The organism is Modestobacter sp. NPDC049651, assembly GCF_040659695.1.
GTDB lineage: Bacteria > Actinomycetota > Actinomycetes > Mycobacteriales > Geodermatophilaceae > Modestobacter.
The window spans coordinates 315092-328048 of sequence record NZ_JBFAOG010000001.1 but is presented as its reverse complement, the minus strand read 5'-3'; the positions used below and the strand labels follow the sequence as shown (position 1 = coordinate 328048).

Genomic DNA, 12957 nt, shown 5'->3' with positions numbered 1-12957 from the left:
GGGTGGGTGGGCGGGCTCAGGCCGCCGGGCAGGTGAGCCCGTCGGTCGGCACGGTCAGGTCGACCAGGTAGGCGTCGACCGCCCGCGTCACGCAGTCGGTCTTGGGGTAGGCAGTGTGCCCGCTGCCCTGCCAGGTCAGCAGCACGCCGCTGCTCAGTTCCTCGGCCATGTCGACCGCGCCGGGCAGCGGGGTGACCGGGTCGCCCTGGGTGCCGATCACCAGCACGGGGGCCGCGCCGGCGGCGTCCTCGTGCGGGAGGGCGGTCTTCGGCGCCTTCCACGAGGTGCAGGTGTAGAGGGACAGCGCGGCGTTGGCGCCGAACAGCGGGTACTTCTGGTTCCAGTCGGTGGCCAGCGCGCTGACCTGCGCGCGGGTGTAGCGGTCCTTGGTGTCGGCGCAGTTGATCGCGGCGTTGGCGTCGGTGATGTTGGTGTAGCTGCCGTCGTCGTTGCGGCCGGAGAAGGTGTCGGCGAGCGTCAGGATGCCGGCGGAGTCGCCGCGCTGGGCGGCGGCCAGCGACTGGGCCAGCTGCGGCCAGGCGTCGGGCTGGTACAGCGCCGCCTGGACGCCGCCGAGGACCAGCCCCGCCGTCGCCGTCCGGGTCTCGCCGGCCTTGCTGCTCGGGATCGGGGTGGCGTCGGCCTGGTCGAGCAGCGCGGTGAGGAAGCCGCGCGGGTCGCCGCCGACCGGGCAGCCGCCGACGAGGGCGGTGCAGTTGGCCGCGAACGCGTCGTAGGCCTGCTCGAAGCCCTGCGCCTGGGTCTCGGCGGACTCCTGCGGGGTGCCGTCGGGGTCGACGGCGCCGTCGAGCACCAGGGCGCGCACCTGCTCCGGGAACAGCTGGGCGTAGGTGGAGCCGAGGGTGGTGCCGTAGCTGTAGCCGAGGTAGGTCAGCTGGTCCTCGCCGAGGGCCTGGCGCACCCGGTCCATGTCGCGGGCGGTGGCCACGGTGTTGAAGGCGCCCAGCGCCGCGCCGTACTTCTTGGTGCAGGCCTTGCCGATCTCGTCGGCGAGGTCGAAGGCCTGGGTCAGCGACGCCTCGTCGACGGCGCGCGGGTCGGCGGCGGCGAAGGCGTCCTTCTGCTGGTCGCTGATGCACTCGACCGGGGTGGACAGGCCGACGCCGCGGGGGTCGACACCGACGATGTCGAACCGGTTGACCACGTCGGCGGGCAGGGTGAGCGCCGACTGGATGGCGGCGTCGGTGGCGGCGCCGCCGGGGCCGCCGGGGTTAACCAGCAGCGAGCCGATGCGGTTGGTCTGGTTGCCGAGCGCGGCGCGCACCATGAACAGCTGCATCGTGTCGCCGCCCGGGTCGGCGTAGCTGACCGGCACCTCCGTCGTGCCGCAGGAGAAGGTGAAGCCGCGGTCGGAGCCGGGCCGGCCGGCGATGATCGGCTGGATCTTCTGCGTGCAGTCCTGCCAGTCGATGGCCGGCTTCGGCGCGCTGCTGCTCGCTGCGGCGGAGTTGCTGCCGCCGTCCTCCGCGTCGCCGGACGTGCAGCCGGTGAGGACGACGAGCAGGGCGAGCAGCAGGCCGCCGAGGACGGACGGCATGCGGTGGTGGTGCGGGCGCATGATCACCCAGGGTAGGGGACGCCGGCCGTCTCGGCAGGCCCGCAGGTCAGCGGGGGCGTTCGCCGCTGAGCACCTCGGCGAGGTCGTAGTGCACCGGGACGTCGAGCTGGTCGTAGGTGCAGGAGCGGGCGTCGCGGTCCGGGCGCCAGCGGAGGAACTGGCCGGTGTGCCGCAGCCGGCTGCCCTCGAGCTGGTCGTACTTGATCTCGACGACGAGCTCCGGGCGCAGCGGGACCCACGAGAGGTCCTTGCCGGCGTTCCACCGGCTGGTTGCGCCGGGCATCCGGTGCTCACCCTCCGTGTCCGTCTGCGCGTTGGCCCAGTCCTGCCACGGGTGGCCGGTGAGGGCGTCGGCGCGGTAGGGGGCCAGCTCCTCGACGAGCTCCGCGCGGCGCTTCATGGTGAAGCTCGCGGCGACGCCGATGTGCTGGAGCGTGCCGGTGTCGTCGTGGAGGCCGAGCAGCAGCGAGCCGACGATGGGGCCGCTCTTGTGCCAGCGGAAGCCCGCCACGACGCAGTCCGCCGTGCGGACGTGCTTGACCTTGGTCATCACCCGCTGGTCGGGGGAGTAGGGCTGGTCGCCGCGCTTGGCGACGACGCCGTCGAGGCCGGCGCCCTCGAACTCGCTGAACCAGCGCTGGGCCAGGTCCGCGTCGGCGGTGAGGGTGGTGACGTAGACCGGGGCCTGCGCGGGGGCGAGGGCGTCGCGGAGCACCTGCTGCCGCTGGGCGAAGGGCTGGTCGACCAGGGACTCGTCGCCGAGGGCGAGCAGGTCGAAGGCGACGAAGGAGGCGGGGGTCTGCTCGGCGAGCATCGCCACCCGGGAGGCGGCCGGGTGGATCCGCTGGAGGAGTGCCTCGAAGTCGAGCCGGTCACCGCGGGGGACGACGATCTCGCCGTCGACGACGCAGCGCTCGGGGAGCTGGGCCTTGACCGCCTCGACGACCTCGGGGAAGTAGCGGGTGAGCGGGCGCTCGTTGCGGCTGCCCAGCTCGACCTCGTCGCCGTCGCGGAAGACGATGCAGCGGAAGCCGTCCCACTTGGGCTCGTAGAACCAGCCGTCGCCGGTGGGGAGCTTCGCCGCGGGCTTGGCGAGCATCGGCTTGACCGGGGGGTTCACGGGCAGGTCCATGCGGTGCAGTCAAGCAGCAGCCGGGCTCCCGCGCCGGGGCTCGACGATCTTCCGGCAGGAGTCCGTGCGGCGGGTGCGCCCGTCGGGGGCCAGGTCGGACAGGTCGCAGCCGCGGACGCGCACCTCCTCGCCGGCGCCGCGGCCCTGCTCCGGCGAGGAGCTGGCCCGCTGACCCGCTGACCCGCTGACCCGCGCCGCGGCGGTCGGTGCGGATGTCGTCCTGTCGCCATGGGGACACAGCGACCTGGCGACACAGCGACATGGCGACACGACGACATCGCGACCTCTCGGCGGGTCAACGGTCAGAACGGTGGTGATTCGTCGTTCGGGTCCGGGACTCTCGGTGGCGGCGGGCCCGGTGCCGCCGACTCGGGTGGTGGGTCGGGTGCCCGGACCCGCATGCCCGGTGGCCGGGTCGTCCGCGTCACCCCGCTCGGGGTCGTCACGGTGAGCGTCCCGTCGGTTGTCATGGTGAACCGCCAGCCGCGGGCGAAGGTCTTCAACCGGTGATGCGACCGGCACAGGCAGCACAGGTTGGTGCAGTCGGTCTTGCCGCCGCAGGAGTGCGCGAGGACGTGGTCCAGGTCCGCCCAGCCGACGCGTTGCCCGCAGTTGGGGAACCGGCACCGGCGGTCGCGGGTGGTGACGAACGCCCGCTGCTTCGCGGTCGGCGCGTAGGCGCTGGTCTCCGGCGGCGGCCCGAGCACCGCGCACCCACAGGCGGCGTCGGGGTGGGTGGCGCATCCTCGCCTGACCAGCCGCTCCAGCTCCGCCGCGGTGACGGTGGCCAGGAGCTCCCCGTTGGGGCCGGTGATGGCGAAGCTCAGGGACCCACCGTCGGGCGCGGTCAGTCCCAGCGCACCCACCCGGGCGAGGAGTTCCCGCAGGTGGGCGGCGGTGATCACCAGGCCGTTCACCTCACCCGGTGCACTGCTGCGGTCCTCCAGGGACGCGAGGTCGACGGTGATGGTGAGGTGCGCGCACACCGGGACCAGCCCGTCGGTGCCCGGGCGCAGCAGCAGCGCGGCGGCGATCTCGGCGCGGATCACCCCGATCGGCCGGTCGTCCCCGGCCCGTTTGGCGGTCTTCGCGAGTTCGTCGATGAAGCTGAACGCGATCGTGGCCTGGTCGCTGGGCAGGTCGATGACGATCGCGGTGTGCCCGGTCAACGCCGAGGGGTAGAGCGTCACGTCCGCGGCCTGCGCGGCCTTCGCGCGCAGTTCCTCCGCCGCGGCCGGGTCGAAGGCCAGCAGCAGCGCGAGGGCCCGCGTCTTGAGCCGGGTCACCGACAGCTGCTCCGCCTGCGGCAGCAGCGCGGCCTCCACCCGCCCGGCGACCTCCGGGCCGGCGGCCTTGAGCACGTCGGCGAGGGCGTCGGCGCGGCGTTCGTCGATCGCGCCGCGGTGCAGCAGCGCGAACGTCGCCGGCAGCTTGTCCCGCCAGGTCAGCGCCCGGGTCAAGCGCACCGCGGCGGTGCCCCGGCCGAGGTTGAGGATCATCGACAGCTCGGCGGGGAAGAACTCGCTGACCTGCTCCCACGCCTCCTCCCGGGTCCAGCCGGGCCGGCGGGCCCCGGCGTGCTCCGGAGGCGGGTCCAGGGCGGCGGCCCGCTGAGCCGCCAGCGCCAGGATCAGGTCCGCTTCCTCCGCGGCGTCGACCGCTCGGCGCCGCTGCGTGCGCTGGATCCGCTCGGCCAGCACCTCACCCGGCGACGCCGACAGCGGCACCCCGCGCCACCGGTCGATCTCCCACGCCAGATCGACCTCCACCCGCGACCCACCCGCAGAACCGGGGAGCGCAGCGGTCGAGGTCATGCCCGCAACCTACGAGCAGGGTCTGACAGTTCCCGCAGCTCAGATGGGTGCTTCGCGGACTACTGGTCGACGGTCACGTCGCTGAACGGCAGGTGCGGCTCGGCCCACGGGAACACGACGAAGAACAGCAGTGCCACGACGGCCAGCACGAGCACCAGCGTCTCGAACGACTTCACGGCGGTGTTGCCCGGCAGGTGCCGCCAGATCCAGGTGTACATCGGGTCTCCTCGACTCTCGGGGCGGGATCAGCGGCCGTCGAGGGCCGGGGGCCCGTCGGGGGAGTCGGCCTTGCTCAGCGGTGCCCCGTCGAGGCGGGCGTGCACCACGAGCCGCTGCCGCGCCGAGTACTTCGGGTGGCAGGTCGTGATCGTCAGGTACGAGCCGGACGCCGCCGCGTCGGCGGGCTGGCCGGGCGTGGGCGAGATGACGTCGACGTTGCTCGGCGTCACGATCTGCTGGCCGGGGATGCCGCTCGGGTCGGTGTCGAAGTTGCCCGTGGCCGCGTCGCCGAGCACCCGGTAGGTGAACCAGGCGTCCGCGGTCTCCAGCACGATGGCGTCGCCGGGGCGCATCTTGTCCAGGTCCAGGAACGGCGAGCCGCGGCCCACCCGGTGCCCGGCGATGCCGACGTTGCCGGGCTGGCCGGGCATCGCGGTGCCGACGTAGTGGCCCGGCCCCTGCTCCAGCTCCTCCTGCCCGGTGCCCTGGACGACGGCGCGGTTCCACTCCTCGCCCAGCCGCGGGATGTGCAGGAAGGCCACGCCGGCCCCGATCTCGGGCTCGGCGACGCCGGCGGTGCCGGGCGCGGCGTTGACGGTGGAGTCGTCCCACGACGTGCGCAGGTCGTCGGCGAGCGCGTGCTGCTCGCGGCCGCTGAGGAAGTCGGTGACGTAGAGCTCGTAGACGACGAACAGCAGCAGCACGAGGCCGAGGGTGACCAGCAGCTGGCCGAAGCCCCGGACGCCGGTGCGCACGACGTCACCGGCGGTCCGCCGCGGCGGGCCGGCGGTGCGGCGGGGGCCGGGTGCACCCGCCATGTCGATCGGCATCGTGTCGCCGCTCAGGGTCATCTGTCCTACTCCAGCCTGTCGGCGTCCGCGGTCCGCCGGTGGCGGGCCCGGCTTCGTCGAGCCGGGACGATGATGCCCCGCCGGATCACCTGGCCGCGGGTGCGCCGCTCCGGAGCCGCCCGTCGGGCACGTCGCCGGAGAATGCGACCAGCCGCTGGCGCAACCCCGCCGCCTGCTCCACCACGGCGAGTTCCTGCAGGTCATCGGGCAGGTGGCGAGCAGCGGCCGGCACCTCCCGCACCCGGCCGGCGCACCGCAGGTCCGCGCAGACGTACGTCCCGATCGTGTTCCCGTTCCGTCCCGCCTCACCCACGCGTCGCGCGGTGAACAACGACACCGCGTCGGCCGGTTGCACCGCGTGGCAGAGCAGGCACGTCGTCGTCCGTCGTCCGGACACCCGCGTCCCGGCCGCGCGGAGGGCGATCCCGACCGGTCCGCCGGTCGGCAGCAGCTCGTGCACCAGGTGGCCGCGCAGCTCCACCCTCGGGTCGCGCCGGCCCAGCACGTCCGCCCCGCCCGGTCGAACCCGACGATGTCGCGGGGCGGCACCATCGCGGCGGCCTCGCTGCGCGAGCAGTTGACCGACGAGCTCCGGACGGCGGCGACCCGTGTCCGGCCGGCCGCCGTCCGGAGCGGGCGGTCAGCTGGTGGCCGGACCGCCGTGCTCGGTGCCGGACAGCTGCCGCAGCATGTCGTGGCAGCGCTGGGCCCGCTGCGAGTCCTGCTCCATCACCTCGCGGAAGAAGGACGCGACGTCGTCCAGGCCGGCGTTCTCGGCGTCCCGGACGTACTGGCCGTACTCGTGCCCGGCCTTGAGCGAGTGGTACTGGACGGAGATGAGGTCGAACGTGACGTCGGCGAAGCCGGTCTCACCGGTGGCCATGGCGAGCTCCTCACGGACAGCCGGCGCCCCTGCGGCCTCGGCTCGGCCCCCGGGCGCGGGCGGGATCGACGTTCCCGCCCGCGGGCCCGGGGAAACAGCCCCGGGATGGCTCAGGTGCGGTCGGCGGTGGGCGCCTCGGCCGGTTCGCCGAACCCGTCGTCGGTCGGCGGCAGCACGCTGACCGGGTCGTTGTCGGGGGTTGCGAAGGCACCGCCGGTCACGTCGCCCCCACCGGCGTCGGCGAGCTCGTCCTCGCCGGTGCTGGTCGCGTCGTCGGCGGTCGAGGCGAGGTCCTCGCCCTCGGCGACGGCGCCGGGGTCGGCCTGCCGGGTGCGGGGGTCGTTGAGCGGGTCGGGGACGTCGGGGTCGGTGACGGTCATGCCCCTGCCCTGCCCCGTGGGCGGCCGGACGACGCATCAGGCCCTGGACGGTTCCCCGTGATCACCGGTGCACCGGTCCCGGCTGCGGCCCTCAGGCCTGGGCGGGCGCCTCCGTCTGCACCGGGTCGGGGCCGGTCCACGGGCCGAGCCGCTCCAGCAGCCGGTCCCGGGCGGCCAGCCGCGGGCCCGCCTGCACCGGGTAGGTCTCGTAGGAGCCCTTGGTCAGCGTGCGGGCGGCGTGCAGCGCGAAGTTCGGGTCGTCCTGCGCCTCGCGGGCGAACGCGACCAGGTCGGCCTGCCCCTCGGCCACCACGGCGTCGGCCTGCTCGGCGTCCACGACGAGGCCCACGGCGATGGTGGGGATGCCGACCTCGGCCTTGATCCGGGCGGCGAAGGGCACCTGGTAGCCGTAGCCGATCGGGTGCTCCCAGCCCGCGCCGATCCCGCCCCCGGACACGTGCACCGCGTCCACCCCGGCGGCCTGCAGCTCGCGGGCGAGGACGACCGTGTCGTCGAGGGCGGTGCCCTCGCGCGACGCGTCGACGGCGGACACCCGGACGACGAGCGGCGCGTCCTCGGGCAGCGCGGCCCGCACCGCGCGGACCACCTCGAGCGGGAAGCGCATCCGGTTCTCCAGCGAGCCGCCGTAGGAGTCGGTGCGCCGGTTGGTCAGCGGGGAGAGGAACTGGTTGAGCAGGTAGCCGTGCGCGGCGTGCACCTCGACCAGCCGGAACCCGGCGGCCACGGCGCGCCGGGTGGCGGCGACGAAGGCGTCCCGGACACCGGCCATCTCCTCGACGGTCAGCACGTGCGGCTCGGGCCAGCCGTCGCCCATCGGCACGCCGCTGGGCGACACCGTCTGCCAGGGCTCGTCGCCGGGGCGCGCGTTCTCCGCGGTCACCGGGCCGTGGCCGTCCCACGGCCGCAGCGTGCTCGCCTTGCCGCCGGCGTGGCCGAGCTGGATGCCGGGGACGCTGCCGTGCTCGGCGAGGAAGGCGGCGACCCGGGCCAGGCCGGGGATCTGGTCGTCCTCCCACAGCCCGACGTCCCCGGGGCTGATCCGCCCGTCGGCGGTCACGCCGGTGGCCTCGACGACGACCAGCCCGAAGCCGCCCAGCGCGAACCGGCCCAGGTGCGCCAGGTGGTAGTCGCCGACGACGCCGTCGCTGACGCAGTACTGGCACATGGGCGCCACCACCATCCGGTTGGCGAAGGTGGTGCCGCGCAGCGTGAACGGCTGGAGGAGGGCGGGGCGGTCGGCGTCCGGGAGCGTGCTCATGCACGGGGCAACCGGTGCGCGCCGGCGTCCCATCCCGCGGGCGCACGACGTCACAGCCCGGGACGTCGGACATCTCACATTCCGGTAAGACGTCTGATACGTCTCCCCGTTGTCCGTTAACCTCGGCCGACCACCCACAGGACGGAGACGCCGTGACTTCCGTGGCCACCCCTGGTCTCGACCACCTCGATGGCACCGCCCCCACCACCCACGCCCGCCTGCTGGCCTGGGTGCGGGAGATGGCGGAGCTGACCACGCCGGACCGGGTGGTGTGGGTGGACGGCAGTGAGGCGGAGCGGGAGCGGCTCACCCAGCAGCTCGTGGACGCGGGCACCTTCACCCGGCTGGAGAAGAAGCCCAACTCCTTCTGGTGCGCCTCGGACCCCTCGGACGTCGCCCGGGTGGAGGACCGCACCTTCATCTGCTCGGTCGACGAGGCCGACGCCGGCCCGACCAACAACTGGATGGAACCCGCCGAGATGAAGGCGGTGATGACGGAGCTGTACCGCGGCTGCATGCGCGGCCGCACGATGTACGTCATCCCGTTCTGCATGGGCCCGGTCGAGGCCGAGAACCCGATGTTCGGCGTCGAGCTGACCGACTCCGAGTACGTCGTCGTCTCGATGCGCGTGATGGCCCGGATCGGCTCGCGCGTGCTGCAGGCGATGGGCGAGGACCGGCCCTTCGTGCCGGCGCTGCACTCCCTCGGGGCGCCGCTCGAGCCCGGGCAGGCCGACGTCCCGTGGCCGTGCAGCCAGACCAAGTACATCGTCCACTTCCCCGAGGAGCGGATGATCTGGTCCTACGGCTCGGGCTACGGCGGCAACGCGCTGCTGGGCAAGAAGTGCTACGCGCTGCGGATCGCCTCGGTGATGGCCCGCGACGAGGGCTGGCTCGCCGAGCACATGCTGATCCTCAAGCTGACCAGCCCCCAGCAGAGGACCTACTACGTCGCGGCCGCGTTCCCCAGCGCCTGCGGCAAGACCAACCTGGCGATGCTCGAGCCGACCATCCCCGGGTGGCGGGTCGAGACCCTCGGCGACGACATCGCCTGGATGCGCTTCGGTGCCGACGGCCGGCTCTACGCGGTCAACCCCGAGTACGGCCTGTTCGGCGTCGCCCCGGGCACCGGCTGGGACACCAACCCGAACGCGATGCGCACCATCGAGGCGGGCAACTCGGTGTTCACCAACGTCGCGCTCACCGACGACGGCGACGTCTGGTGGGAGGGCATGACCGACGAGCCGCCGGCCCACCTGACCAGCTGGAAGGGCCACGACTGGACGCCGGACTCCGACGAGCCCTCCAGCCACCCGAACAGCCGGTTCTGCACCCCGATCGACCAGTGCCCGATCCTGGCGCCGGAGTACGAGGACCCGCAGGGCGTGCCGATCTCGGCGATCCTGTTCGGCGGCCGCCGGAAGACCACGATCCCGCTGGTCACCGAGGCGCGGGACTGGAACCACGGCGTGTTCATGGGCGCGACGCTCTCCTCGGAGACCACTGCCGCGGCCACCGGCCAGGTGGGCGTCGTCCGCCGCGACCCGTTCGCGATGCTGCCGTTCATCGGCTACCACGCCGGGGACTACTTCCGGCACTGGGTGGAGACCGGCAAGCAGCACGACGCCTCGAAGCTGCCGCGCATCTTCTACGTCAACTGGTTCCGCCGGGACGCCGACGGCGGCTTCCTGTGGCCGGGCTTCGGGGAGAACAGCCGGGTGCTCAAGTGGGTGGTCGAGCGCCTCGAGGGCACCGCGGCCGCCGTGGAGACGCCGATCGGCCACGTCCCGACCCCGGACGCGCTCGACGTCTCCGGCCTGGGCATGACGCGCGAGCAGGTCGAGGCCGCGCTCGCGGTCCGGCCGGAGGAGTGGCGCGAGGAGGTCCCGCAGGTCACCGAGTGGTTCGAGAAGTTCGGCGACAAGCTGCCGAGCACCCTCTGGGACGAGCTCGCGATCCTCGAGAGCCGCCTCTCCTGAGACCCCGACGGACCCCGGGCAACGGCGCCCGGGGTCCGCTCGCGGACGAGGTCCCGCCCCCGACAGCGTCGTCGGGAGCGGGACCTCCCTGGTTCGGGCCGCGGCTCCCAGGGAGCTCGGTTAGCGTGGCGAGGGCACATCCACCCCCTTGACGGAGGCAGTCCCGGCCGTGCCCAACCACTACCTGCACGTGCTGCGGACCCCGCACGCCGTGCCGATGGTCGTAGCGGCCTTCATCGGCCGCCTGCCGCTGTCGATGATGGGGCTGGGCAGCGTCCTGCTCGTGCAGGACCAGACCGGCTCCTACGGCCTGGGCGGCGCCGTGGCGGCGGTCGGCGCGGTCACCACCGCCATCTCCGGGCCGCTCATCGGCCGGTACGCCGACACCCACGGGCAGCGGCGCACCCTGCTGCGGCTGGTGGTGCTCTTCGCGGTCGCGGGCGGGCTGTTCGTGGCCTCGGTCCGCGGGGAGTGGCCGCGCTGGACGATGTTCGCCACCGCGGCGATCGCCGGCGGGGCCATCCCGCCGGTCGCCTCGATGATCCGGGTGCGCTGGACCCACCTGCTGCGCGGCACCCCGAGGCTGCCCGCGGCGCTGGCGATGGAGTCGGTGCTCGACGAGTTCGTGTTCATCGTCGGCCCGGTGCTGGTGACCTTCCTGTCCACCACCGGGCACACCACCTCCGGCGTGGTCACCGCGTTCGCCCTGGCGGTCGTGGGGAGCGTGCTGTTCGTCGGCCAGCGGCACACCGAGCCGCCGCTGATGCCGCACGAGCACCGCAACGGGCCCTCGGCCATGCGGGTGCGCGGGCTGCGGGTGCTGTTCGTGGTCGGCGCGGCGGTCGGCACCATCCTCGGCACGCTGGAGATCAGCCTCGTCGCGTTCGCCGACGAGGTCGGCCACAAGGCGCTGTCCGGGCTGCTCATCGCCGGACTCGCCGCCGGGTCGATGGCCTCGGGCATCGGCTGGGGCACCGTCCACTGGCGGCAGCCGCTGCGGCACCGGCTGGTCGCCGTCCTCGCCGTGCTGACGCTCCTCACCGTGCCGCTGATGCTCATCGACGGCTACTGGCTGATGCTGCCGTTCGTCGTTCTCGCCGGGGTGGCTGTGTCCCCGTCGCTGATCAGCTCCTTCACCCTCGCCGAGCTGCTGGTGCCCCGCGCCGCCGTGACCGAGGCGTTCACCTGGATCGGCACGGCGCTGGCCGTCGGCGTGGCGCTCGGCGCCTCCCTCGCCGGCCGCATCGTCGACTCGGTGGGCGCGAACGCGAGCTTCGCCGTCGCGACGGCGGCCGCCGGGATCGGCGCGGTCGCCGTGGGCCTGGGGCAGCGGCTCCTGCACGTCCCGGCCGAGCGCGCCCCGCTGGCGGTGCTCGCCCGGTGACCGCCGGGTACGGGATCCCCGGCGCGCTGGTGCGGGAGCACGAGGTGCCCGTGCCGCTGCACTGGGACGCCCCGGACGCCGGCACGATCACCGTCTTCGCCCGGGAGCTGGTGGCCCCGGCCCGCCGGGACGACGACCTGCCGCTGCTGCTGTTCCTGCAGGGCGGCCCGGGCGGCAAGTCGCCGCGGCCCACCCGCGGCGGCTGGGTCGAGCGGGCGCTGCGCGACTTCCGGGTGGTGCTGCTCGACCAGCGCGGCACCGGCCGCAGCTCGCGGGTGACCGCCCGCTCGATCGCCCGGTTCCCCGATCCGGTGGACGCCGCCCACCACCTGCTGGCCTTCCGCGCCGACTCGGTCGTCCGGGACGCCGAGCACCTGCGGACGACGGTCTTCGGCGGCCGCCGCTGGACGACGCTGGGCCAGAGCTACGGCGGCTTCCTGACCCTCACCTACCTGTCGCTGGCCCCGGCGGCGCTCGACCGCTGCCTGGTCACCGGCGGGCTCGCCGGCCTCACCGCCGACGCCCGCGAGGGGTACCGGCGGACCTGGCCCCGGGTGGCCGCGAAGACCCGCGACCTCTACGCCCGCTACCCGCAGGACGTCGAGCGGGTGGCCGCCGTCGCCGACCTGCTCGCGGCCGGCGACGTCCGGCTGCCCGACGGCGACCGGCTGACCGTGCACCGGCTGCAGACCCTCGGCCACGCACTGGGCACGAAGTCCGGCGCCGAAGAGCTGCACTGGCTGTTCGACGAGGCGCTCGACGACGACGGTGGCCTGTCCGACGGCTTCCTCGACGCGGTCGCCCGGCGCACCTCGTACTGGGACAACCCGCTGTACTGTGCGCTGCACGAGAGCATCTACGCCGGCGGGCCCGGGTCTCCCGGATGGGCGGCGCAGGCCGAGCGCGGTCCGCAGTTCGACCCCGCCGTCCGGCCGCTGCCGTTCACCGGGGAGATGGTCTTCCCCTGGATGTTCGACGAGATCACCTCGCTGCGCGCCTTCGGCCCGGCGGCGCACGCGCTGGCCGAGGTCGCGGAGTTCGGCCCGCTGTACGACCCGGCCCGGCTGGCGGCCAACGAGGTCCCGGTCGACGCCGCGGTCTACTTCGACGACATGTACGTCGACGCCGGGCTGTCGCTGGAGACCGCTGCCGCGGTGGGCAACGTGCGCACCTGGGTGACCAACGAGTTCGAGCACGACGGCCTGCGCACCGGCGACGTCCTCGACCGGCTGCTGCGCCTCCGCGACTGAGCGCAACACGCAAAGTGCACCAAGCCGGTGCACTTGACCGGGAATGCCCGGGCTGGTCTGATCGTCGCGTGTCGTACTCGCTCGCGCTGCACCGCCGGTGCGCCGTCGACCTGCTCCGGGTCGCCAGCGCACTGTGTCCGGTCCGCTGAGCGCCTCTCCTCCCCGACACCCCTCCGCAGCCCCGCCGCCCGCGGGTGAGCTGCGCCG

12 protein-coding genes are annotated in these 12957 nt (G+C 73.9%); 3 read left to right on the top strand and 9 right to left on the bottom strand.

The window, feature by feature from the left end; translation table 11 throughout:
• Positions 1 to 16: 16 nt before the first annotated feature.
• The 9 genes from AB0J00_RS01720 to AB0J00_RS01680 all read right to left on the bottom strand — a co-directional run bounded on the left by AB0J00_RS01720 (position 17) and on the right by AB0J00_RS01680 (position 8137).
• Entirely contained in the window at positions 17 to 1558 is a 1542-nt protein-coding gene (locus tag AB0J00_RS01720; protein WP_357739220.1) for an alpha/beta hydrolase, read from the bottom strand.
• A gap of 67 nt (positions 1559 to 1625) precedes the next feature.
• Complete coding sequence (locus AB0J00_RS01715; protein WP_357739217.1) at positions 1626 to 2711, bottom strand: ATP-dependent DNA ligase; 1086 nt, start codon at positions 2709 to 2711, stop codon at positions 1626 to 1628.
• Between the two features lie 302 nt (positions 2712 to 3013).
• Positions 3014 to 4525, bottom strand: a complete 1512-nt coding sequence (locus tag AB0J00_RS01710; protein WP_357739214.1) for a DUF222 domain-containing protein — start codon at positions 4523 to 4525, stop codon at positions 3014 to 3016.
• Positions 4526 to 4584: 59 nt separating this feature from the next.
• Complete coding sequence (locus tag AB0J00_RS01705; protein ID WP_357739211.1) at positions 4585 to 4743, bottom strand: hypothetical protein; 159 nt, start codon at positions 4741 to 4743, stop codon at positions 4585 to 4587.
• A gap of 27 nt (positions 4744 to 4770) precedes the next feature.
• Positions 4771 to 5595, bottom strand: a complete 825-nt coding sequence (locus AB0J00_RS01700) for a class E sortase (RefSeq protein WP_357739209.1) — start codon at positions 5593 to 5595, stop codon at positions 4771 to 4773.
• A gap of 85 nt (positions 5596 to 5680) precedes the next feature.
• Complete coding sequence (locus AB0J00_RS01695; protein WP_357740121.1) at positions 5681 to 6055, bottom strand: FBP domain-containing protein; 375 nt, start codon at positions 6053 to 6055, stop codon at positions 5681 to 5683.
• Between the two features lie 180 nt (positions 6056 to 6235).
• Entirely contained in the window at positions 6236 to 6478 is a 243-nt protein-coding gene (locus AB0J00_RS01690; protein WP_357739206.1) for an acyl carrier protein, read from the bottom strand.
• Between the two features lie 110 nt (positions 6479 to 6588).
• On the bottom strand, positions 6589 to 6858 hold the full coding sequence (locus AB0J00_RS01685; protein WP_357739203.1) for a hypothetical protein: 270 nt from the start codon (positions 6856 to 6858) through the stop codon (positions 6589 to 6591).
• Between the two features lie 91 nt (positions 6859 to 6949).
• Positions 6950 to 8137 (bottom strand): NADH:flavin oxidoreductase/NADH oxidase, encoded by a 1188-nt coding sequence (locus AB0J00_RS01680; RefSeq protein WP_357739200.1) that lies wholly within the window; start codon positions 8135 to 8137, stop codon positions 6950 to 6952.
• Between the two features lie 152 nt (positions 8138 to 8289).
• Between AB0J00_RS01680 and AB0J00_RS01675 the strand changes: the two genes are divergently transcribed.
• From AB0J00_RS01675 to AB0J00_RS01665, 3 genes are all read left to right on the top strand, one after another.
• Positions 8290 to 10116: a phosphoenolpyruvate carboxykinase (GTP) gene (locus tag AB0J00_RS01675; protein ID WP_357739198.1), complete on the top strand. Its 1827-nt coding sequence runs from the start codon at positions 8290 to 8292 to the stop codon at positions 10114 to 10116.
• Between the two features lie 169 nt (positions 10117 to 10285).
• On the top strand, positions 10286 to 11500 hold the full coding sequence (locus AB0J00_RS01670) for an MFS transporter (protein WP_357739195.1): 1215 nt from the start codon (positions 10286 to 10288) through the stop codon (positions 11498 to 11500).
• Positions 11497 to 12750: an alpha/beta fold hydrolase gene (locus AB0J00_RS01665; protein ID WP_357739192.1), complete on the top strand. Its 1254-nt coding sequence runs from the start codon at positions 11497 to 11499 to the stop codon at positions 12748 to 12750. The genes AB0J00_RS01670 and AB0J00_RS01665 overlap by 4 nt, the downstream gene beginning before the upstream one ends.
• The last annotated feature ends 207 nt before the right edge of the window (positions 12751 to 12957 follow it).

Bases quoted from the DNA above. Each gene is read 5' to 3' on its own strand.
- AB0J00_RS01710 (WP_357739214.1), bottom strand. From the start codon at position 4,525: ATGACCTCGACCGCTGCGCTCCCCGGTTCTGCGGGTGGGTCGCGGGTG.
- AB0J00_RS01720 (WP_357739220.1), bottom strand. From the start codon at position 1,558: ATGCCGTCCGTCCTCGGCGGCCTGCTGCTCGCCCTGCTCGTCGTCCTC.
- AB0J00_RS01700 (WP_357739209.1), bottom strand. From the start codon at position 5,595: ATGACCCTGAGCGGCGACACGATGCCGATCGACATGGCGGGTGCACCC.
- AB0J00_RS01680 (WP_357739200.1), bottom strand. From the start codon at position 8,137: ATGAGCACGCTCCCGGACGCCGACCGCCCCGCCCTCCTCCAGCCGTTC.
- AB0J00_RS01685 (WP_357739203.1), bottom strand. From the start codon at position 6,858: ATGACCGTCACCGACCCCGACGTCCCCGACCCGCTCAACGACCCCCGC.
- AB0J00_RS01690 (WP_357739206.1), bottom strand. From the start codon at position 6,478: ATGGCCACCGGTGAGACCGGCTTCGCCGACGTCACGTTCGACCTCATC.
- AB0J00_RS01705 (WP_357739211.1), bottom strand. From the start codon at position 4,743: ATGTACACCTGGATCTGGCGGCACCTGCCGGGCAACACCGCCGTGAAG.
- AB0J00_RS01715 (WP_357739217.1), bottom strand. From the start codon at position 2,711: ATGGACCTGCCCGTGAACCCCCCGGTCAAGCCGATGCTCGCCAAGCCC.